Genomic DNA, 21,011 nt, shown 5'->3' with positions numbered 1-21,011 from the left:
ACAGCACCGGGGCCACCACCAACCTCGCCCTGGGCCACCCGGACGCCACCGGCTACACGGCACCCCCGGAAGCCTTCCTGGGCGCGGTCGTGGGCCGCTACGCCAACCGCATCGCCGGGGCCGGCTTCCCCCTCGACGACGTGCTCGTGGAACTGGCCGCCAACGAGGGCGGAAACACCCTGCACGGAGGCCCCGAGGGCTTCCACCGCAGACTCTGGCGGACGGTGGCCGCCGCCCCGGACCGGCTGACCCTGGAGCTGATCAGCCCGCACGGGGACCAGGGCTTCCCCGGAGAGCTCACCGTCACCGCCACCTACCGGGTGCGCGGCCACACCGTGACCCTGGACCTGGACGCCCGCACCGACGCCCCCACCGTGGCCTCACTGGCCAGCCACCTCTACCTCAACCTCGCCGGCGAAGGCGCCGGCACGATCGAGGACCACCGGCTCACCGTCACCGCCGACTCCTACCTCCCGGTGGACGACCACGGGCTCCCCACCGGGGCCCTGACCCCCGTGGCCGGCACCCCGCTGGACCTCACCACCCCGGCCCGCCTCGGGGACCGGATGCGCGCGGAGCACCCGGACATCACCGCGGTGGGCGGCATCGACCACTCCTTCCACCTGCGCGGGGCCGGCCTGCGCCGGGCCGCGCGCCTGGAGCACCCGGCGAGCGGGCGGTCCGTGGAGCTGTTCACCGACCAGCCGGCCCTGCAGGTCTACACCGGCAACGCCCTGGACGGCACCATCACCGGACCCGCCGGGCACCCCTACCACGCCGGGGCCGGCATCGCCCTGGAACCCCAGCACCACCCCGACTCCCCGAACCACCCCGAACGCACCGACCCGGTGCTGCGCCCGGGCGAGACCTACCACTCCCGCACCGAATGGCGCTTCGCGGTCTAGGACGATCGGTCCAGCGCGTCCTCCAGCACGGTCAGCACCTCGGCGGCGCTCCCGGCGTCGAGGAGGGCCTGCCGGCAGGACCCGTCGGCCAGGGCCTCGGAGAGCTCGGCCAGGATCCCCAGGTGCTCGTCCCCCGAGCGCTCCTCGGGGAGCGAGATCAGGAAGACGAGGTGGACCGGCTCGCCGTCCAGCGCGTTCCACTCCACGCCCTCCGTGCTGCGGGCGAACGCGACCATCGGCCGCTCGGCACCGGCGGACTTGGCGTGCGGCAGGGCCACGCCGTTGCCCACCCCGGTGGAGCCCTCCTCCTCCCGGGCGAGGGCCGCGGCCACGGTGCTGTCGGCGTCGTACGCCCGCCCCGTGTGCGCGCCGAGCTCGGCGAGCCGGCGGAGAACGCCGTCCCGGTCCGCGCCGGAGACCTCCAGGAGCACGGTCGACTCGCTCAGGTGCTCCAGGACGGAGCCGGAGCGCTCCGGGGAGTCGTCCTCGGTGCGGGTGGTCCTGTCGTCGCCCATGTGCTGTCCCCTCGGTGGCGCGGACGGGCGGCGCGGCCCACCGTGCTGCCCGCGGCACCGCTGCGCCCTCGTGCGGGCCAACATACGGCGGGCGGGCCCGGGCGTCCACCGTTCCGGACGGACACCGACCCCGACACCGAGTCCAACGGCAGACATTGTTGAACAACCCAAGGTGAGGGGGCATGCTGGGAGGACCGACGCGACAAGGAGCACAACATGCCGTCCTTCGACATCGATCTCAACGCGGACTGCGGCGAGTCGCTCAGCGCCTGGACCATGACCGGGGACGAGGCCGTCCTGGGCGTGGTCAGCAGCGCCAACGTGGCGTGCGGCTTCCACGCGGGGGACCCGACGGTCGCCCGCCGCACCTGCACCGTGGCCGCCGACCGGGGCGTGGCCGTGGGCGCCCAGGTCTCCTACGACGACCTGAAGGGCTTCGGCCGCCGCTTCATCGCCGTGCCCGGCCCCGAGCTGACCGACCAGCTCGTCTACCAGATCGGCGCCCTCCAGGCCCTGGCCCGCGCCTCGGGCACCGGCGTCGGCTACGTCAAGCCGCACGGCGCCCTGTACAACGCGATCGTCCACCACGAGGAGCACGCGGGAGCCGTGGTCGACGCCGTGCGCGACGTCGACGACGCCCTGCCGCTGCTGGTGCTGCCCGGCTCCGAGATCGAGCGGCAGGCGCGCGCGGCCGGGCTGCGCACGGTCCGCGAGGCCTTCGCCGACCGCGGCTACACGCCGGAGGCCACCCTCGTGCCCCGCTCCGAGCCCGGCGCCGTGCTGCACGACCCCGAGGAGATCGCCGCGCGCGTGGTGCGGATGGCGGTCGAGCACGTGGTCGAGGCCGTCGACGGCTCCCTCGTGGCGGTGGACCCGCAGAGCATCTGCGTGCACGGGGACACCCCGGGGGCGCTGGCCGTCGCCGAGCGCGTGCGCCGCGCACTCGAGGAGGCCGGCCTGCGCGTCGGCAGCTTCCTGTGAGCACACCGGCCCCCTCCGCGCCCCGCCGGGTCCGACCGCTGGGCCCGCGGGCGGCGCTGGTCGAGTGCGCCGACCTGCACGACGCCGTGGCCGTGCACGCCCGGCTCACCGCGGCGGACCTGCCCGGGCTCGTGGACTGCGTGGCCGGCGCGGAGACCGTGGTCGTGCGCGCGAGCACCACCGCGGCGCTGCGGGAGGTCCTGCGCGCCGCACGCGCCGCCCCCCGGGGGAGCGCCGGGGCGGGCGAGGCCCGCACCGTGGCCGTCGACGTCGTCTACGACGGCGAGGACCTCGGGACGGTCGGCGAGCTCACGGGCCTCGGCGCGGACGGGGTGGTCCGGGCCCACTCCGGGCAGTCGTGGACCGCGGCCTTCGCGGGCTTCGCGCCCGGCTTCTTCTACTGCGTGGGCGAGGACGGCCTCGACGTCCCCCGCCGCGACACCCCGCGCACCGCCGTCCCCGCCGGGTCGGTGGCCCTGGCCGGCCGGTTCTCCGCCGTCTATCCCCGCAGCTCCCCCGGCGGCTGGCAGCTCATCGGGCGCACGGCGGCCCCGATGTTCGACCTCGGCCGGGACGACCCCTCGCTGCTGCGCTCCGGGGACCGGGTGCGCTACCGGCCGGTGCGCGAGCTCGTGGAGCTCGCCCCGGCCGCCGTCGAGCCCGCGCGGGTGCGGGGTCCGCACCTGGTGGTCGAGGCGCCGGGACTGCAGACGCTGGTCCAGGACCGCGGCCGTGCGGGCTCCGCCGCGCTGGGCGTCTCCCCCTCGGGCGCGCTCGACGCCGCCGCCGCCGGCTCGGCCGACCGGCTGGTGGGCAACGACCCGGGGGCGGCGGTGCTGGAGCACCTGCTCGGCGGGCTCGAGCTGACCGCCCACGGGGAGCACGTCCTGGCCGTCACCGGCGCGCGCGCGGCGCTGACGGTCACGGGCCCGGCCCCGTGGCGGCCCCCGCTCGGCACCCCGTTCGCCCTGCGCGACGGCGAGCGGCTGGCCGTCGGCACCGTGACGGCCGGGGCGCGGGTCTACGTGGGCGTCCGGGGCGGGGTCGCGGTCCCGCCGGTGCTGGGCAGCCGCTCCGCGGACACACTCGCCGGCCTGGGCCCGGGTCCGCTGGCCGCCGGCGACGCCCTGCCGGTCGGCCCCGACCCGGGGACGGCCGTCCGGCTCCCCGAGCCGGTGGCCGACCCGCCCGCGGTGCCCACGGTCCGGGTGGTCCCGGGCCCCCGCGACGACTGGTTCGCCCCCGCCGCCGTGGCGTCCTTCTTCGCGCAGGAGTGGCAGCTCACCGCCTCCTCCGACCGCGTGGGCGCCCGGCTGTCCGGCGAGCCGCTGGAGCGGGTGCGCACGGACGAGCTGCCCAGCGAGGGGACCGTGCCCGGTTGCGTCCAGGTCCCGCCCTCCGGGCTGCCGGTCGTCCTGCTCCAGGACGCGCCCACCACCGGCGGCTACCCCGTGCTCGGCGTGGTGCACCCGGAGGACCTCGCTGTGCTCGCCCAGCTGCGCCCCGGCGGGCGCCTGCGCTTCGCGCGGCTGCCGGCGCCCGACGGGGGCGCGCCGGAGGACACCGCCGCCGGCACCACCGCACGGCCGGACCCCGCCGGCACCGCGCCGGGGATCCCCACCGGGCTCTCCACCGAGACCTCCACCGAGACCTCCACCGACCCCGACACGTCCCAGGAGTAGCACCGTGCGCAAGATCCTGATCGCCAACCGCGGGGAGATCGCCGTCCGCGTCGCCCACGCCTGCGCCGAGGCCGGCCTCGAGTCCGTGGCCGTCTACGCCGACCCCGACGCCGACGCCCCGCACGTCCTGCTGGCCGACGAGGCGTACGCCCTGGAGGGCAGCTCGCCCGCCGAGACCTACCTCGACGGGGACGCGGTCCTCGCGATCGCCCGCCGCTGCGGAGCCGACGCCGTGCACCCGGGCTACGGCTTCCTCTCCGAGAACGCGGACTTCGCCCGCGCCGTGCTCGACGCCGGGCTCACCTGGATCGGTCCCTCCCCGGAGACGATCGTGCTGCTGGGGGACAAGGTCGCCGCGCGGGAGATCGCCCGGCGGGCCGGCGCCCCGCTCGTGCCCGGCAGCGACGGGCCGGTCGAGTCGCCCGAGGACGCCCGTGCCTTCGCCGAGGAGCACGGGCTGCCGGTGATCGTCAAGGCCGCCCACGGCGGCGGCGGCCGCGGGATGCGCGTGGTCCGGGAGCTCGACCAGGTCGAGGACGCCTTCCGCTCGGCCGCCCGTGAGGCGCAGGGCGCGTTCGGCCGCGGCGAGTGCTTCGTGGAGCGCTTCCTGGACCGCCCGCGGCACGTGGAGGCGCAGGTCGTGGCCGACACCCACGGCCACGTCGTCGTGCTGGGGACCCGGGACTGCTCCCTGCAGCGCCGGCACCAGAAGCTCGTCGAGGAGGCCCCCGCACCGTTCCTCACGGACCTCCAGCGCGAGCGGATCGCCGCCGCCGCCGAGGGCATCTTCCGGGAGGCCGGGTACGTGGGCGTGGGCACCGCCGAGTTCCTCGTGGCCCAGGACGGGCTGGTCTCCTTCCTGGAGGTCAACACCCGGCTGCAGGTGGAGCACCCGATCACCGAGGAGGTCTACGGCGTGGACCTGGTCCGCGTCCAGCTGGCCGTGGCCGCCGGGGAGCCCCTGCCGGTGCTCGGGACCCCTGCCGAGCGGGGGCACGCGTTCGAGTTCCGGATCAACGCCGAGGACCCGGGCCGCGGCTTCCTGCCCTCCGGCGGCACGGTCGAGGCCGTGGACACCCCGACCGGCCCGGGCGTGCGCGTCGACTCGGGGGTGCGGAGCGGGACCCGGGTGGCCACGTCCTTCGACTCGCTCCTGCTCAAGCTCGTCGTCAGCGCCCCCACCCGCGAGCAGGCGCTCGTGCGGGCCCGCACCGCCCTGCGCGAGCTGAGGGTGCACGGCGTCGCCACCACGATCCCGTTCCACCGCGCCGTGCTCGACGCCCCGGCGTTCGCCGGCGGCGACGGGCTCGGGGTGTGGACCACGTGGATCGAGGACGAGTTCGCCGGCCGGCTCGCCCCGGACACCGGCTACGCCCGCGCGGACGAACCGGGCCGCACCCGCTTCACCGTGGACGTCGACGGCACGCGCGTGCGCATCGGCATCCCCGACGCCCTCGCCGCGGCCCTCGGCTCCGCCGCCCCGCGGGACGCGGCTCCCGCGTCCGCGGTCCCCGCCGACGACGGCGCCGTCACCGCGCCCTTCGCGGGGACGCTCGTCTCGTGGCTGGTGTCCGAGCAGGACGGCGTGGAGGCGGGCCAGGACGTCGCCGTGCTGGAGGCCATGAAGACCGAGACCCGGGTGACGGCACCGCGGGCGGGAACGGTCCGGGAGCTCTCGGCGGCTCCCGGGGACGCGGTGGACGCCGGGCAGGTGCTCGCCCGCCTCTCCTGAGCGGGCTCGGGAGAGGCGGGCGGCGGCACGTCCGGGACGGCGCTCAGGAGCGGATCACTCGGGGAGCAGCTCGTCCAGGTCGGGGGTCTCCTCGATGAGGCCGTGCTGGACGGCGAGGTCCGCGAGCTCCTGCACGGACTCCCGGTTCACCTCGGTCGGGAAGGACGGCAGCACGAGCTGGTCGATCAGCTCCTCGTCGAGCTGCGTGTAGGTCGGCAGGATGGCGCGGACCTCGTCGGGGTTCTCCTGCGCGAACTCGAGCGACCTCTCGATGGCCGTCCGGAACGACTCCACCATCTCCGGGTCCTGCTCCAGCACGTCCTCCGTGGTGAAGTACACGGCCACGGTCAGATTGTCGATCGGGAACGCGTAGTTGGAGACGGCCGAGCGCGCTCCGTCCTGCAGGGCGATGGTCCGGAAGGGCTCGATCGAGCCGATCGCGTCCACCTCGCCCCGGTCCAGGGCCGCCGGCATGTCCGGCAGCGGGATCTCCACGAACTCGACGTCGTCGGGGTTGCCGCCCTGCTCCTCGATGGCCGCGCGGATGGTGGTGTCGCTGATGTTGTTCAGCGTGTTGACGCCGACGGTCCGGCCCTCGAGGTCCGCCGCGTCCTGGATGTCGCTGTCCTCGCGCACCAGGACGTCGGCGAAGTCCTCGCCCTGGACCCCGGTGGAGTTGTTGGCGTTGGCGATGATCTGCAGCGGCAGCCCCTGGGACCGGGCCACGATCAGCGACGTCACGTTGCTGAAGCCGAAGTCCATCTCCCCGCTCACCACGGAGGGGACGATGGCCGCCCCGCCCTGGGCCTGGGTGATGTCGAGCTCCAGCCCCTCCTCCTCGAAGAAGCCCTGCTCGATCCCCAGGTAGAGGGGGGCCACGTCGGTGGCCGCGATGACGCCCACGCTGACCGTGGTCAGCTCACCGTCCCCACCCGCGCCGCCGCCGGACTCCTCACCCCCGCCGCACGCGGTCACTGTCAGGACGGTGGCCGTGGCCAGTAGTGCTGCACCGGTCTTCTTCATCGAAGCCTCCAGGGAGTCGGACGGAACTGCTGAAAGCCTAGAGGACGGCCCGGGCGGGCCACCAGGGTGGCGCCACGCAGCGGTCGTGTCCCGCGGGGGTGCCAGGATGGTGGACTGATGAACACCGTGGAGAACGATTTCCTGCTGACGGCCGTCGCGCAGGCCGGACCCGCCCCCCAGGGGGAGGCCATCCCGTGGGCCGCGGACGTCCTGCGCCGGGGCGTCGTCGCCGGCCGGCTGCCGCCGGGGACCCGGCTCTCGGAGATCCGCGTCAGCGAGGCGCTGCAGGTCTCCCGCAACACCCTGCGCGAGTCCTTCACGATCCTGGTGGGCGAGAACCTGCTGGTCAGGGTGCCCAACCGCGGCGTCTCCGTGGCCCGGCCCGGGGCGGAGGACGTGCAGGAGATCCACCGGGTGCGGCTCGCGCTCGAGACGTCGGCGCTGCGGTGGTCGGCCCCGGGCCCGCAGCCGGAGCTGCACGCCGCCGTCGAGGACGGCCGCGCCGCGCGCCTCCGCCAGGACGTGCCCGGCATGGCCGACGCGAACCAGAGGTTCCACCGCGGCGTCGTGGAGCTGGCCGGCTCGGTGCGCCAGGACGAGCTGATGACGCGGATCCTCGCGGAGATGCGGCTCGTCTTCTTCTCGATGCGGGAGGACCCGACCTTCCACGCGCCCTACATCGAGCACAACGCCCGGATCCTCGAGCTCTTCGAGCAGGGCCGGCACGAGGAGTCGGCGGTGCAGATGCAGCGCTACCTGGAGGCCTCCCGCAGCCAGCTGCTCGAGGCCCTGGCGGGCCCCGCACCCGGCCCGCGCGGTCCCGGAGGGACGCATGGACGAGGATGACGTGGACGTCCTCCTCCCGCCGCCGGCGTCCCCGTGGTTCCTCCGGGACTTCCTGGCGTCCCAGGCCGTGCCCGGGTGCGACGACCTCGGGGGAGGCGCCCACCGGCGCCCCGTCGTGGTCGCGGGAGCGGTGCGCACGGTCACCGTGCACTGGGACCGGCTCACGGCCGACGGTCTCCCGGTGCACGTGGGCCCCGGGGCGGGCCCCGCCCTGACGCCCGTGCTGGAGCGGGTGCGCCGCTGGCTGGGCGAGGGCACGGAGTCCCCCGCGGCGGACCGCGCCCTCGCGGCCGACCCCGCGCTCGCCCCCGACGTGCGCGCCTGGCCCCTGATCCGGCTGCCCGGTTCGCCGGACGGCTTCGAGACGGCGGTGCTGACCGTGCTCGGGCAGCAGGTGTCCCTCGCCGCGGCCCGCACGTTCGCCGGTCGCCTGGTCCGCCACCACGGGTCCCCCGTCGCCGGCGGGGCCACCGTCTTCCCGCCGGCCCACCGGCTGGCCGGGACGGACCCGGCGCGGCTGCAGCGGGACGTGGGCATCACGACCCGCCGGGCCGCGACCGTCCACGCCCTGGCCGTGGCGGTCCGCGACGGACTGGACCTCGACGGCCCGCCCGGGGGCGCCGGCGCCCGGACCGGGGACGACGCCGCGCTGCTGCGCGAGCGCCTGCTCGCCCTGCCGGGCGTCGGCCCGTGGACGGCGGGGTCGATCTCCCTGCGCGTCCTGGGCGACCCCGACGTCTTCCTGCCCCAGGACCTCGTCCTGCGCCGCGCGCTCGGCGCGGCGGACGCCTCCGCGGCGGCGGCGGTGTCCGCCGCCTGGAGCCCGTGGCGCAGCTACGCCGTGATGCGGCTGTGGGCCCGCGCGGCGTTCCCGGACTCGGCCGGGGCACTCCTCCCCGCCGCCGACGGGCCGGGGTGAGCCCTGCAGATGAGCCCCCGGGGGTCGTCCCCCGTCCTGCGGCACCCCTCTCACCCTGCCGCACGACGCGGACCCGGCCGGACCGTGACCGACCAGGGACGCCGCGCTCAGCCCGCCGGGGCGATCGACCCGGGTCGGCGGACGACCCAGGCCAACGGGCGACCCAGGACGGCCGGCCCGGAACGGCCGGCTCAGCCCGCCGGGGCGAGTTCCCCGGACGGCAGCGCGGCTCCCTCCGGAGCGGCGGCGCCGAGCACGGAGCGGACCTCGTCGAGCTCCAGCGCGGACGCCTCCGTGAGGACCGCGGGCGGAACGCCGTGCTGCGCCGCGGCGCGGAGCTCGGCGTGCAGGACACCCACCGCACGGTCCAGCGCCCAGTGCGCCGACTCCAGCGCGCCGTCGAGGGGAGCGACGTCGACGCCGACCCCGACCTCCTCGCCGGACGCCGCGGCCTCCAGGACCTGGTCGAGCGCCCACTGCGCGGCCTCGACCTCTCCCGCCGCGGTGAAGACCTCCTGGACGAGCCCGGCGCGGCGGAACCGGGGGTCGCCGACGGGACCGTCGGGACCGGTCGCGACCGGTGCCCCCGGGGGCACCGGGAGGAGGGGGACGTGGACCGGGTCGGCCGACCGGGTCGTCGACTGCGGGGACCGTGCGCTGCTCATCGATCGAACCTTCCTCGAGTCCTGCTGCTGCGACCCCGGGCTCGCAACCGGCACGGGGCGGCGGGGACCTGACCCCCATCACACCACTGACCCCGGCGGACTTCCAGAGGGTGCCGGTGACGTTCCGGAGGATGTCGGTGAACAGTCGGCAAACCCACTGTGACCTGCACCAACACCGTCCTGCGGGGTGGACAGGAGGGGTTCCGTGCCCCTAGGGTTCGAAGGGGCCCGAGGGGGATGTCGGGACCGCCACCGCACCGGGTCCCCACCCCGGTGCACCGATGCCCGCGACGCTCCCGCCACCCCCGCGACGCGCCGGGTCGCCCCATCCGGCCGGCCGGACCCCCCGCGCCGCCCCGTACACGCACACCCCGTACGCATGCCCCCGCGCACTGCCCGCCGGTCCCCACCGGAAGCGGTCACGATCCCCTGCGCTCCCCCGCCCCCCGGAGACCCCCATGAGCCGAACACCTGAAGCCCCCTCAGCCCCTCCCGTCGACGGAGCACGCACGGCCGACAGCACCGGCCCCGACCTCGCGGCCCCCGCCCGCAGGTCCCGTCTCGTCGCCGTGGACGCCGCCCGCGGCCTGGCCCTGATCGGCATGATCGCCGTCCACATCCTGCCCGTCTACGACCCCGAGACCTTCGAGCCGACCCTGCAGTGGACCCTGTTCGGCGGTCGCGCCGCGGCGCTGTTCGCGCTGCTGGCCGGACTGAGCCTGGCCTTCTCCTCGGGCGGGCGCACCCCGCACCGGGGCCGCGCGCTGACCGCCACCCGTGCCGGCCTGGTGGTCCGCGCGCTGCTGATCGCGTCCGCCGGGCTGGCGATCAACCAGGTCATGCCGTCCCCGGCGCCCGCGCTGGGCATCCTGGTCTACTACGGCGCGTTCTTCCTGCTGGCCGTCCCGCTGCTGGGCCTGCGGCGCCGCACGCTGGCCGGCGGCGTGGTGGTCTTCGCCGTCCTGGGCCCCGTGCTCGTGCACGTCCTGGGCCCCGTCCTGCCCGAGGCCGCGGCCGTCAACCCCACCGTCGGCAGCGTGCTCGCGGATCCGGGGGCCGCCCTGGCCCAGGTGCTGCTGACCGGCACCTACCCGGCCGTCCCTTACCTGAGCTACCTCTGCGCCGGCCTGATCCTCGGCCGGACCGACCTGCACGACGTCGCGGTGCGGGTCCGGATCACCCTGGTCGGCACGGTGCTGGCGTTCGGCGCGTGGTTCGCCTACTGGGTGCTGGTCCTGCAGGCCGGGGGCTACGCCCAGCTGACGCAGCACACCCCGTGGCTGAGCGAGGACCAGATCAACGAGATCCTCGTCTGGGGCCCGAGCCGCGACCTGCCCACCTCCACGTGGTGGTGGCTGCTCACCTCGGGTCCGCACAGCAACACCCCGGTGACGCTGATCATGGACCTGGGCACCGGCCTGGCCGTGCTGGGGCTCTTCCTGCTCGTGGCACGCCCGAACCGGCTCTGGACCACGCTGGGGGCCATGGGCGGGCGCACCCTGACCCTGTACTCGGCCCACCTGCTCGCGCTGGCCATGACGGTCCACTACGACCGGCCCGCACTGTGGTTCGCCGTGCACGTGGCCGTGGCCGCCGCGTTCGCCGTCCTCTGGCAGCGGTGGTGCGGCCAGGGCCCGCTCGAGCGGGGGATCACGGCCGCCGTCCGCGGCACCCGCCGCCTGGTGCTCGGCGCGCCCTCCCGGACGGCGGCGTCCCCCCGGTCCTAGCGGACCGTGCGCACCGGCGGGCGTCCGCCGGTGTGGCCCCTGCCACTCGGCGGCCCGCCGGGTTATGCTCCTGACATGTCACGATTCAGTCCTCTGGAGTGGCCGGTCGTCCGGCAGCTGCGCTCGGGTGATCTGCTGGGCCGCGGCCCGGCGGTCACCTCCCGGCGCACGCGCGACACCGCCCCGCGCACCACGACCGCCGACCGCGTGGTGCAGAGCGTGTGCCCGTACTGCGCCGTGGGCTGCGGCCAGCGGGTGTACGTCAAGGACGAGAAGGTCGTCCAGATCGAGGGCGACCCGGACTCGCCGATCTCGCGCGGCCGCCTGTGCCCCAAGGGCGCGGCCAGCGAGCAGCTCGTCAACGCGCCCGGCCGGCAGACCGAGGTGCTCTACCGTGCGCCCCGGGCCACCGAGTGGCAGCGGCTGGACCTCGACACCGCCGTCGACATGGTGGTCGACCGCGTCCTCGAGGCCCGGCGCAACGGGTGGCAGGACGCCGACGAGCAGGGCCGGCCGCTGCGCCGGACGATGGGCTTCGCCTCCCTGGGCGGCGCGACGCTGGACAACGAAGAGAACTACCTGATCAAGAAGCTGTTCACCGCCGCGGGAGCGATCCAGATCGAGAACCAGGCCCGTATTTGACACTCCTCGACGGTTCCCAGTCTGGGAGCCTCGTTCGGACGTGGCGGCGCCACGCAGTCCCTGCAGGACATGGCCAACGCCGACTGCATCGTCATCCAGGGCTCCAACATGGCCGAGTGCCACCCGGTGGGCTACCAGTGGGTGACTGAGGCCAAGGCCCGCGGCGCGAGGGTCATCCACGTGGACCCGCGCTTCACCCGCACGTCCGCCGTCGCCGACAAGCACGTCCCGATCCGGGCCGGGTCGGACATCGTCCTGCTCGGGGCGCTGATCAACCACGTGCTCGCCCAGGACCTGTGGTTCGAGGAGTACGTGCGCGCCTACACCAACGCGGCCACGATCGTGAACGAGGACTACCGCGACGCCGAGGACCTCGACGGCCTGTTCTCCGGGTTCGACCCGGAGACCGGCCAGTACGACATGTCGTCGTGGGCCTACGACGAGAACGAGGACGGCTCCGGGGACGACGACGGCCAGGTGGACGCGCCCGCGGGCGACCCCGAGGACGCGTCCGAGGCGGTGGACGAGGCCGCCGGGCAGCAGCTCGGCAGCGGCGGCGCCCCGATGGAGCACGCCCGCATGAAGCGCGACGACACCCTGCAGGACCCCCGGACGGTGTTCCAGATCCTCAAGCGGCACTACGCGCGCTACACCCCGGAGATGGTGCAGGAGGTGTGCGGCATCGACCCCGAGGACTTCGCGTACCTGGCCCGCTCCATCACCGAGAACTCCGGGCGGGAGCGGACCACGTGCTTCGCCTACGCGGTCGGCTGGACCCAGCACAGCCTGGGCGCGCAGTACATCCGCACCGCCGCGATCCTGCAGCTGCTGCTGGGCAACATGGGCCGCCCCGGCGGCGGGATCATGGCCCTGCGCGGGCACGCCAGCATCCAGGGCTCGACCGACATCCCGACGCTGTTCAACCTGCTGCCCGGCTACCTGCCGATGCCGGTGGCCGGCACCCACGACACGTTCGACGACTACCTGGCCGCGATCGCGTCGAAGAAGCAGAAGGGCTACTGGACCGAGGCCGACGCCTACACGACGAGCCTGCTCAAGGCCTGGTGGGGGGACGCGGCCACCGCGGACAACGACTGGGCCTACGACTACCTGCCGCGCCTCACCGGTGCCCACGGCACCTTCCAGACGCTGACGAGCATGCTCCGGGACGAGGTGGAGGGCTACTTCCTGCTCGGCCAGAACCCGGCCGTGGGATCCTCCAACGGCCGGATGCAGCGCATGGCCATGTCCCACCTCAAGTGGCTGGTGGTGCGCGACCTCAACCTCATCGAGTCGGCGACCTGGTGGAAGGACGGCCCGGAGATCGCCTCGGGCGAGCTGCGCACCGAGGACATCGAGACCGAGGTGTTCTTCCTGCCCGCGGCCACGCACGTGGAGAAGTCGGGCACGTTCACGCAGACCCAGCGGCTGCTGCAGTGGCGGCACCAGGCCGTGGCGCCGCCGGGCGAGTGCCAGAGCGAGCTGCAGTTCTTCTTCGAGCTGGGCCGGCGGATCCGGGAGCGGCTGGCCGGGTCCGACGACGAGCGCGACCGTCCGCTGCTCGACCTCACCTGGGACTACCCCGTCGACGAGCACGGCGAGCCGGACCCCGAGGCGGTGCTCGCCGAGATCAACGGCCGCCACCTCACCGGCCCGGACGCCGGGCGCCCCCTGTCCTCGTACACCGAGATGCGCGCGGACGGCTCGACCTCCGGCGGCTGCTGGATCTACACCGGGGTCTACGCCGACGGCGTCAACCGGGCCGCGGCCCGCACGCCGGGCCGGGACCAGGGCCCCACTGCCCCGGACTGGGGCTGGGCGTGGCCGGCCAACCGCCGGATCCTCTACAACCGCGCCTCGGCCGATCCCGAGGGCAGGCCGTGGAGCGAGCGCAAGAAGTTCGTCTGGTGGGACGAGGAGCAGAACCGGTGGGTCGGGGACGACGTGCCCGACTTCCCGCTCCACCTCGCCCCGGGCACGCGCCCCGACCCCGACACCGGGGGTGCGGCCGCGCTGGCCGGTGACGACCCGTTCATCATGCAGGCCGACGGCAAGGGCTGGCTGTTCGCGCCCAAGGGCGTGCTGGACGGGCCGCTGCCCACGCACTACGAGCCGCAGGAGTCGCCGGTCGCCAACGCCCTGTACACCCAGCAGCGCAACCCCTCCCGGGTGCTGTTCGCCCGTGAGGACAACCTCAGCGCCCCGAGCGCCGGGACCCCGGGGGCGGACGTGTATCCCTACGTGTTCACCACGTACCGGCTCACCGAGCACCACACCGCCGGCGGCATGAGCCGCTGGCTGCCGTACCTCTCGGAGCTGCAGCCGGAGATGTTCTGCGAGGTCTCCCCCGAGCTGGCCGCCGAGTGCGGGCTGGAGCCGTACGGCTGGGCCACGATCGTCTCGCCCCGGGCGGCGATCGAGGTCCGGGTGCTCGTCACCGACCGGATGACCCCGCTCGTGGTGCGCGGACACACCGTGCACCAGATCGGGCTCCCGTACCACTGGGGCGTGGGCGGCGACGCCGTGGTCAGCGGCGACTCCGCCAACGACCTGCTGGGCCTGACGCTCGAGCCCAACGTGCAGATCCAGGACTCGAAGGTCGGCTCCTGCCACATCCGCCCGGGCCGCCGGCCGCAGGGCCCGGCCCTGCTCGACCTGGTCGCGGAGTACCAGGAGCGTGCGGGCGCCACCGTGGAGACCGGCAACACCCGGATCGACGCCGACCCGACCGCAGACCCGACCGCCGACCCGATGAGGGAGAACTGATGGGCCAGCTGGCCGGACCGACCGACCCGACCGCCGACGCGCACTGGGAGCACCGGCACCCGCGCAAGGGGTTCTTCACGGACACCTCGATCTGCATCGGGTGCAAGGCCTGCGAGGTGGCCTGCAAGGAGTGGAACGACAACCCCCAGGACGGGGACCTCCAGCTGCTCGAGTCCTCCTACGACAACACCGGCTCCCTGGGCGCCAGCACCTGGCGCCACGTGGCGTTCGTCGAGCAGGACAGCGAGCGCATCGAGGAGGCCCGCGAGTCCGGGCGGAAGCTCGTGAGCCTGGGCATGCCGCAGGTCGGCCCGCCCGCGGCGCGCACGCGGACGGCGTCCGAGGACACCGCCCCGCCGGACACCCCGGAGTTCCGCTGGCTGATGTCCTCCGACGTCTGCAAGCACTGCACGCACGCCGGGTGCCTCGACGTGTGCCCCACCGGCGCCCTGTTCCGCACCGAGCACGGCACCGTGGTGGTGCAGGACGACGTGTGCAACGGGTGCGGCACCTGCGTGGCCGGCTGCCCGTTCGGTGTGATCGAGCGGCGCACCGACGGCACCGCCGCACCACGGACGAAGCGGGGCGAGGCACCGGGCACGCCCGAGGTCAAGAACGTGGGCGTCGCCCAGAAGTGCACCCTGTGCTACGACCGCATGGTGGACGACCAGACGCCCGCGTGCGCGCAGACGTGCCCCACGACGTCGATCAAGTACGGCGAGCACGACGACATGGTCGACCAGGCCCGGCACCGGGTCGCCGAGCTGCACGCCCAGGGGCGCACCGAGGCCAGGCTCTACGGCGCCAACGAGCTCGACGGCGTCGGCGGCACCGGGTCGGTGTTCCTGCTGCTCGACGAGCCGGAGGTCTACGGGCTTCCTCCGGACCCGCGGGTGCCGACCGCGGACCTGCCCCGGATGTACCAGCGGGCCGGCCTCGCCGCGGCGGGCATGCTCGCCGCCGTCGCCGTGGCCTTCGCGGGAGGCCGTTCGTGAGCCTGTCCGAGTTCGACAGCTACCGCCCGCCCGAGCAGCCGCGCCGGCGGCGGCGGGACGACCGGCGCCGCCGGCGCCCCGGGCAGGACGGTGCCGGGCAGGCGGGCGGTGGTGACGGCTCCCGCGAGATGCCGATGGTCCCGGAGCCGGAGTTCGGGTCCTACTACGGCCGCCCGGTGGTCAAGCCGGCGCCCTGGGGCCATGAGGTCGCCGCGTACCTGTTCCTCGGCGGCGTGGCCGGCGGCTCGGGGCTGCTCGCGCTCGGCGGTCAGCTCACCGGACGGGACGAGCTGCGCCGCAACGCCCGGCTGGGCTCGGTGACCGCGCTCGGTCTCGGCGGAGCGGCCCTGGTCGCGGACCTCGGCCGTCCGGAGCGCTTCCTGCACATGCTGCGCACGTTCAAGCCGACCTCGCCCATGAGCATGGGGACGTGGATCCTCAGCGCGTTCGGGGTCGGCATGGGGACCGCGGTCGCCGCCGAGGTCGACCGGATGACCGGTTCCCGGCTGCCCCTGGGCCCGCTGCGCGGCGTGCTGCGCGCGGTGGAGGGCCCGGCGGGCGTCGAGGCCGCGGTCTTCGCCGGCCCGCTCGCCGCCTACACCGCCGCCCTGCTCTCCGACACGGCGACGCCCACGTGGAACGCGGCCCGGGAGGACCTGGCGTTCGTCTTCGTGAGCTCGGCGAGCCTCGCCTCGGGCGGGCTGGCCATGGTCACCACGTCGGTCGGCGAGGCCGGTCCCGCCCGGCGGCTCGCCGTGCTGGGAGTGGCGGGAGAGCTGGTCGCCACCAAGCTGATGGAGCGCCGGATGGATCCGGTGGCGGCCGAGCCGCTGCACCACGGCCAGGCCGGGGCCATGCTCGCGTGGAGCGAGCGGCTGGCGGTCGCCGGCGGTCTCGGCACGCTGCTGGGCGGGCGGCACCGGGCGGTCGCCGCGGTGTCCGGGCTGGCGCTGCTGGCGTCCTCCGCGCTGACCCGCTTCGGCGTGATGGAGGCCGGTCTGCACTCGGCCGTGGACCCCCGCTACACGATCGAGCCGCAGAAGGCGCGGCTCGCCGCACGCCGTGCCGCCGGGATCACCGACGACGCGATCACCACCGTCGGCTGACCGGCCGGCGCCGCCCCGGGGAGGGGCTCAGCGCACCTCGATGCCGGACCCGGCCATGGTGTGGCCGACCACGGGATATCCCGGCACCTCGCCGACGACGAGCAGGCCGCCCGAGGTCTGCGCGTCGGCCAGCAGCAGCAGGTCGTCCTCGACGACACCGGCCGCGGCGCGCAGGTGGGGGCGCACCCAGTCGAGGTTGCGGCGGGTCCCGCCGGAGACGTAGCCGTCCCGCAGCGCCTGCTCCGCGCCCTCGACCAGGGGCACGGCTCCGCGGTCGAGGACCGCGCCGACCCCGGAGGCCCGGCACATCTTGTGCAGGTGCCCGAGCAGGCCGAAGCCGGTGACGTCCGTGGCCGCCCGGGCCCCGGCCGCCAGCGCCGCCTCGGCCGCGTCCCGGTTGAGCCGGGTCATGGTGGCGAGCGCCTCGGCGAACACCTCGCCGGTCGCCTTGTGCCGGTTGTTGAGCAGGCCCACGCCGATCGGCTTGGTCAGGGTGAGGGGCAGCCCCGGCACGGCGGCGTCGTTGCGCAGCAGCCGGTCCGGATCGGCCACGCCGGTCACGGCCATGCCGTACTTCGGTTCCGGGTCGTCGATGGAGTGCCCCCCGATCACGGGGCACCCCGCCTCGGTGGCGACCGCCAGACCGCCGCGCAGCACCTCGGTCAGCAGCTCCATCGGGAGCTGCTCCCGGGGCCAGCCCACGAGGTTGATCGCCATGACCGGCCGCCCGCCCATGGCGTAGACGTCCGAGAGCGCGTTCGCGGCCGCGATCCGCCCCCAGTCGTAGGCGTCGTCGACGACCGGGGTGAAGAAGTCGGCGGTGGACAGCACCGCGAGGTCGTCGCGCACCAGGACGGCCGCGGCGTCGTCACCGTCGTCGAGACCGACCAGCACGCCGGCCCCCGCCTGCCCGGTGAGGCCGCGGACCGCGTCCTCGAGCTCGCCGGGCGGGATCTTGCAGGCGCACCCGCCGCCGTGGGCGAAGCCGGTCAGCCGGACCGCTCCGGTCGCGGAGGAGGGTGGGTGCGGGGTCCGGGTCTGTTCCATGCCGTCAGCCTACTGGTGGGGACGGTGCTAGGTTGGGTCGCGGAGGCGTCCGGGTCCTGGTGGGCCCCCCGGTCTTCAAAACCGGTGAGGCCGAGCACCTCGGCCTGGCGGGTTCGATTCCCGTCCGCCTCCGCCAACATCCGCACCGCCGGTCGGCACCGCCGCACCGCATCGCCGATCCGCGCTGTGCGCCGTCCGACGAGGAGGGACCGTGGCCCAGGACGACCCGCGTCGCCTGATCCCGCGCACGGACCAGCTCATGGGCCTGTCCGCCGTCCGCCGGGCCCGTGAGCGGCTGAGCGAAGCGGTCGTCCGCGCCGTGGTGCGCGAGACCCAGAGGCGGGCGCGGCGCGGCGACCTCGCCCCCGAGGAGGTCGAGCCGGCGGTGCTCGCAGCCCTCGCCGCCCGCTCGGCGTCGAGCCTCACGCCGGTGCTCAACGCCACCGGCGTGGTCGTGCACACCAACCTGGGACGTGCCCCGCTGTCGGCGGCCGCCGTCGACGCGCTGGTGGCGGCCGGCGGGTACGTCGACGTGGAGCTCGACCTGGAGACCGGCACCCGCTCCCGCCGGGGTGCCGGGGCCCGGGCCGCTCTGCTCGCCGCCTGTCCCCCCGCCGGGGACGCGCTGGTCGTCAACAACGGCGCGGCCGCGCTGGTCCTGGCCACCACGGCCCTGGCCGCGGGCCGGGAGGTCGTGATCAGCCGCGGCGAGCTCGTCGAGATCGGGGCCGGCTTCCGGCTGCCCGAGCTGATCGAGTCGACCGGCGCCCGGCTGCGCGAGGTGGGCACGACGAACCGCACCCACCTGCGGGACTACGCCGAGGCGATCGGCCCGCAGACCGGGTGCCTGCTCAAGGTGCACCCCAGCAACTTCCGGCTCGAGGGGTTCACCTCGGGCGTCGACGTGGACGGGCTGCGACCGCTGGCCCGGGCCCACGGCGTGCCGCTGGTGGCCGACCTCGGCAGCGGGCTGCTGACGCCCGACCCCCACCTGCCCGGCGAACCCGACGCCGGCACCGCCCTCGAGGACGGCGCCGACATCGTCATCGCCAGCGGCGACAAGCTGCTCGGCGGCCCGCAGGCCGGACTGGTGCTCGGCCGCCCGGACGTCGTCGCCCGGCTGGCCGGCCACCCCCTCGCCCGGGCCGTCCGCGCCGACAAGCTCGCCCTCGCCGCCCTGGAGGCCACGCTCGCCGGCGGGACCGCCCCGGTCGTGAGCGCGCTGCACGCGGACCCGGACCGGCTCCGCGACCGGGCCGAGCGGCTCGCGGCGGCCGTCGGCGCGCCGGTGGTCCCCCACGACGGCCGGGTCGGCGGCGGCGGCGCGCCCGGCGTGCCCCTGCCGGGGTGGGCCGTGCGGCTGCCGGAGGCCGCGGCGCCCCGGCTGCGCACCGGCCGCCCCGCCGTGCTCCCCCGGGTCCACGACCACGCCTGTCTGCTCGACCTGCGCTGCGTGCCCGAGTCCGACGACGACCGCCTGCTCGCCGCGGTGCGCGCGGCCCTGGCCGCCCTCGCCGCCTCCGATCCCGGCTCCGGCGACGGCGACGGCAACAGCGGCAGCAGCGGCAGCGGCGACAGCGACGGCCGGGCCCGGTGAGCGCGCACGTCGTCGCCACGGCCGGGCACGTCGACCACGGCAAGAGCACCCTGGTGCGGGCCCTCACCGGCATGGAGCCCGACCGGTGGGCGGAGGAGCGCCGCCGCGGGCTGACCATCGACCTGGGCTACGCCTGGACCACCCTGCCGTCCGGGCGGGACGTGGCCTTCGTGGACGTCCCGGGCCACGAGCGCTTCCTCGGCAACATGCTCGCCGGGCTCGGACCGGCCCCGGTCGTCTGCTTCGTGGTCGCGGTCGACGAGGGGTGGCAGGCCCAGTCCGGCGACCACCGGGACGCCGTCGCGGCCCTCGGCATCGAGCGCGGCGTCGTGGTGCTCACCCGGGCCGACCGGGCGCCCGGGCGCACCGGCGCGGTGCTCGCCCAGGTCCGTGCGGAGCTGGCCGGCACCGGTCTGCACGACGCCCCGGCCGTCACCGTGTCGGCCCTCGAGGGCACGGGCCTGGCCGAGCTGCGCACCGCCCTCGACGACGTCCTGGCACGGGCACCCGCGCCCGCCGCGGGGCGGCTGCGGCTGTGGGTGGACCGGTCCTTCACGATCACCGGTTCCGGCACGGTGGTGACCGGCACGCTGACGGCGGGTGCGCTCCGGCAGGGCGACCGGCTGCAGCTGCTCGGCCACGACGGGCCCCGGCCGGTCGTGGTCCGGGGCCTGCACAGCCGGAACGAGCCGCACACCTCGCTGGACCCGTTCACCCGCGTGGCGGTGAACCTGCGCGGGTTGTCCGCCTCCGACGTCCGCCGCGGCGACGCGCTGACCACTCCCGACGCGTGGCCGGTCACCGACGTCCTCGACGTCCGCCGCGGCACCGGCCCCGCCCTGACGGACACGGCAGAGCACCTCGTCGTCCATGCCGGCACCGCGGCGGTCCCCGCCCGGCTGAGCCCGTTCGACGACGACCACGCGCGGCTGGTCCTCGACCGGCCCCTGCCCCTGGTCCTCGGGGATCGCGTGGTGCTCCGCGACCCCGGCAGCCGGTCGGTGCTCGGCGGCGCCCAGGTCCTGGACGCCGACCCTCCCGCCCTGCGGCGGCGCGGCGACCGGGCACGCCGGGCCGCCCGGCTCGCCGGCCTGGACGCCCGCGGGGACGTGCTCGTCGAGGTGGCCCGCCGTGGTGCGGTGCCGGCCCAGCACCTGCACCGCCTCGGCCTGCTGCCCGCCGGGGACACCGCTCCGCCCGCCGACGTGCGCGTGCTCGGCGACTGGTGGGTGCACGCCCCCGTGCTCGACTCCTGGACGCGGCGGCTGCGCACCGCGGTCGACGAACTGCACTCCCGGGATCCCCTGGCGGCGGGGCTCTCCCGCGGCGCCGCCCGCGACCTGCTCGCCCTGCCGGACGCCGTGCTGGTCGACCCGGTGGTCCGCGGCGCCGGCCTGGAGCAGGACGGCGGGCACATCCGCTCCCCGCAGCACCGGGGCGGCCTCGGCCCCCACGAGGCCGCCGTGCTCGAGCTGGAGCGCCGGCTCGGGGCCGAGCCCTTCCGCAGCCCCGAGGCCGACGACCTGGCGGCGCTGCGCCTCGGGGCCCGTGAGCTCGCCGCGGCCGAGCGCACCGGCCGGCTGCTGCGGCTGGGGGACGGTGTCGTGCTGCTCCCCACCGCCCCCGCGCTGGCCATGCGGGAGCTCTCCCGGCTGCCGCAGCCCTTCACCACGAGCCAGGCCCGCCAGTCGCTCGGCACCACCCGGCGCGTCGCGATCCCGCTGCTCGAGCACCTCGACGCCCGCGGCTGGACGCGGCGGGTGGACGCCGGCCACCGGACGGTGGTGCGCTGAGCCCACGGGTCCGTTCCGCCGGGGAGACTCTGGCAGGATCGGGGGCAGGGCCGCGACATCGCCGTCGCCG

16 protein-coding genes and 1 tRNA gene are annotated in these 21,011 nt (G+C 75.7%); 13 read left to right on the top strand and 4 right to left on the bottom strand.

The window, feature by feature from the left end; all coding sequences use genetic code 11:
• Positions 1-905: galactose-1-epimerase (locus ACH9D3_RS05695; RefSeq protein WP_396410206.1), on the top strand; the 905-nt coding region annotated here is incomplete at its 5' end.
• On the opposite strand, the gene ACH9D3_RS05690 is transcribed toward ACH9D3_RS05695, so the two are convergent.
• Positions 902-1,420, bottom strand: a complete 519-nt coding sequence (locus ACH9D3_RS05690) for a fructose PTS transporter subunit IIA (protein WP_396410205.1) — start codon at positions 1,418-1,420, stop codon at positions 902-904. The two genes, ACH9D3_RS05695 and ACH9D3_RS05690, sit on opposite strands and share 4 nt — an antisense overlap.
• Before the next feature lie 216 nt (positions 1,421-1,636).
• Between ACH9D3_RS05690 and ACH9D3_RS05685 the strand changes: the two genes are divergently transcribed.
• From ACH9D3_RS05685 to ACH9D3_RS05675, 3 genes are read left to right on the top strand one after another with little or no spacing between them, the layout of a single operon-like run.
• A complete protein-coding gene (locus tag ACH9D3_RS05685; RefSeq protein ID WP_396410204.1) occupies positions 1,637-2,401 on the top strand; it encodes a 5-oxoprolinase subunit PxpA in 765 nt (254 codons plus the stop codon).
• On the top strand, positions 2,398-4,083 hold the full coding sequence (locus ACH9D3_RS05680) for a 5-oxoprolinase/urea amidolyase family protein (protein WP_396410203.1): 1,686 nt from the start codon (positions 2,398-2,400) through the stop codon (positions 4,081-4,083). The genes ACH9D3_RS05685 and ACH9D3_RS05680 overlap by 4 nt, the downstream gene beginning before the upstream one ends.
• Before the next feature lie 4 nt (positions 4,084-4,087).
• A complete protein-coding gene (locus ACH9D3_RS05675; protein ID WP_396410202.1) occupies positions 4,088-5,815 on the top strand; it encodes an ATP-binding protein in 1,728 nt (575 codons plus the stop codon).
• A gap of 54 nt (positions 5,816-5,869) precedes the next feature.
• Here ACH9D3_RS05675 and ACH9D3_RS05670 read toward each other — a convergent pair whose 3' ends face one another.
• Positions 5,870-6,838 (bottom strand): ABC transporter substrate-binding protein, encoded by a 969-nt coding sequence (locus ACH9D3_RS05670; RefSeq protein ID WP_396410201.1) that lies wholly within the window; start codon positions 6,836-6,838, stop codon positions 5,870-5,872.
• 117 nt (positions 6,839-6,955) lie between these two features.
• Between ACH9D3_RS05670 and ACH9D3_RS05665 the strand changes: the two genes are divergently transcribed.
• Together ACH9D3_RS05665 and ACH9D3_RS05660 are read left to right on the top strand one after the other, a co-directional pair.
• On the top strand, positions 6,956-7,684 hold the full coding sequence (locus tag ACH9D3_RS05665; RefSeq protein ID WP_396410200.1) for an FCD domain-containing protein: 729 nt from the start codon (positions 6,956-6,958) through the stop codon (positions 7,682-7,684).
• A complete protein-coding gene (locus ACH9D3_RS05660) occupies positions 7,671-8,603 on the top strand; it encodes an AlkA N-terminal domain-containing protein (RefSeq protein WP_396410199.1) in 933 nt (310 codons plus the stop codon). The genes ACH9D3_RS05665 and ACH9D3_RS05660 overlap by 14 nt, the downstream gene beginning before the upstream one ends.
• 191 nt (positions 8,604-8,794) lie before the next feature.
• On the opposite strand, the gene ACH9D3_RS05655 is transcribed toward ACH9D3_RS05660, so the two are convergent.
• Positions 8,795-9,268 carry a hypothetical protein gene (locus tag ACH9D3_RS05655; protein ID WP_396410198.1) on the bottom strand — a complete coding sequence of 158 codons (474 nt, stop codon included), beginning with the start codon at positions 9,266-9,268 and terminating at the stop codon, positions 8,795-8,797.
• Between the two features lie 458 nt (positions 9,269-9,726).
• On the opposite strand from ACH9D3_RS05655, the gene ACH9D3_RS05650 reads away from it, so the two are divergent.
• The 4 genes from ACH9D3_RS05650 (at position 9,727) to nrfD (ending at position 16,504) form a co-directional block, all read left to right on the top strand.
• Positions 9,727-10,995: a heparan-alpha-glucosaminide N-acetyltransferase domain-containing protein gene (locus tag ACH9D3_RS05650; RefSeq protein ID WP_396410197.1), complete on the top strand. Its 1,269-nt coding sequence runs from the start codon at positions 9,727-9,729 to the stop codon at positions 10,993-10,995.
• A gap of 75 nt (positions 10,996-11,070) precedes the next feature.
• Complete coding sequence (fdh, locus tag ACH9D3_RS05645; protein WP_396410196.1) at positions 11,071-14,403, top strand: formate dehydrogenase; 3,333 nt, start codon at positions 11,071-11,073, stop codon at positions 14,401-14,403.
• Positions 14,403-15,398, top strand: a complete 996-nt coding sequence (locus ACH9D3_RS05640; RefSeq protein WP_396410195.1) for a 4Fe-4S dicluster domain-containing protein — start codon at positions 14,403-14,405, stop codon at positions 15,396-15,398. The genes fdh and ACH9D3_RS05640 overlap by 1 nt, the downstream gene beginning before the upstream one ends.
• The gene (gene nrfD / locus ACH9D3_RS05635; RefSeq protein ID WP_396401204.1) at positions 15,395-16,504 is read left to right on the top strand and encodes an NrfD/PsrC family molybdoenzyme membrane anchor subunit; all 1,110 of its coding nucleotides are present in this window, start codon (positions 15,395-15,397) and stop codon (positions 16,502-16,504) included. Before ACH9D3_RS05640 ends, nrfD begins: the two co-directional genes overlap by 4 nt.
• 27 nt (positions 16,505-16,531) lie before the next feature.
• On the opposite strand, the gene selD is transcribed toward nrfD, so the two are convergent.
• Positions 16,532-17,551 (bottom strand): selenide, water dikinase SelD, encoded by a 1,020-nt coding sequence (gene selD, locus ACH9D3_RS05630; RefSeq protein WP_396410194.1) that lies wholly within the window; start codon positions 17,549-17,551, stop codon positions 16,532-16,534.
• A gap of 41 nt (positions 17,552-17,592) precedes the next feature.
• Here selD and ACH9D3_RS05625 point away from each other — a divergent pair.
• From ACH9D3_RS05625 to selB, 3 genes are all read left to right on the top strand, one after another.
• A tRNA-Sec gene (locus ACH9D3_RS05625) sits at positions 17,593-17,687 on the top strand.
• Positions 17,688-17,762: 75 nt separating this feature from the next.
• Positions 17,763-19,148: an L-seryl-tRNA(Sec) selenium transferase gene (selA, locus tag ACH9D3_RS05620; RefSeq protein WP_396410193.1), complete on the top strand. Its 1,386-nt coding sequence runs from the start codon at positions 17,763-17,765 to the stop codon at positions 19,146-19,148.
• Positions 19,145-20,941, top strand: a complete 1,797-nt coding sequence (gene selB / locus ACH9D3_RS05615) for a selenocysteine-specific translation elongation factor (RefSeq protein ID WP_396410192.1) — start codon at positions 19,145-19,147, stop codon at positions 20,939-20,941. The genes selA and selB overlap by 4 nt, the downstream gene beginning before the upstream one ends.
• Positions 20,942-21,011 lie beyond the last annotated feature (70 nt).

It is taken from the genome of Kocuria kalidii (assembly GCF_044462225.1).
Taxonomy (GTDB): Bacteria; Actinomycetota; Actinomycetes; order Actinomycetales; family Micrococcaceae; genus Kocuria; species Kocuria kalidii.
The sequence above is the reverse complement of the archived record's forward strand: the minus strand, read 5'-3'. Positions and strand labels throughout refer to the sequence as shown.

What these genes read in the sequence shown, in the direction of transcription:
- ACH9D3_RS05665 (WP_396410200.1), top strand. Translation starts at nt 6,956, where the DNA reads ATGAACACCGTGGAGAACGATTTCCTGCTGACGGCCGTCGCGCAGGCC.
- ACH9D3_RS05640 (WP_396410195.1), top strand. Translation starts at nt 14,403, where the DNA reads ATGGGCCAGCTGGCCGGACCGACCGACCCGACCGCCGACGCGCACTGG.
- ACH9D3_RS05655 (WP_396410198.1), bottom strand. Translation starts at nt 9,268, where the DNA reads ATGAGCAGCGCACGGTCCCCGCAGTCGACGACCCGGTCGGCCGACCCG.
- ACH9D3_RS05690 (WP_396410205.1), bottom strand. Translation starts at nt 1,420, where the DNA reads ATGGGCGACGACAGGACCACCCGCACCGAGGACGACTCCCCGGAGCGC.
- ACH9D3_RS05685 (WP_396410204.1), top strand. Translation starts at nt 1,637, where the DNA reads ATGCCGTCCTTCGACATCGATCTCAACGCGGACTGCGGCGAGTCGCTC.
- selD (WP_396410194.1), bottom strand. Translation starts at nt 17,551, where the DNA reads ATGGAACAGACCCGGACCCCGCACCCACCCTCCTCCGCGACCGGAGCG.
- ACH9D3_RS05670 (WP_396410201.1), bottom strand. Translation starts at nt 6,838, where the DNA reads ATGAAGAAGACCGGTGCAGCACTACTGGCCACGGCCACCGTCCTGACA.
- ACH9D3_RS05660 (WP_396410199.1), top strand. Translation starts at nt 7,671, where the DNA reads ATGGACGAGGATGACGTGGACGTCCTCCTCCCGCCGCCGGCGTCCCCG.
- ACH9D3_RS05650 (WP_396410197.1), top strand. Translation starts at nt 9,727, where the DNA reads ATGAGCCGAACACCTGAAGCCCCCTCAGCCCCTCCCGTCGACGGAGCA.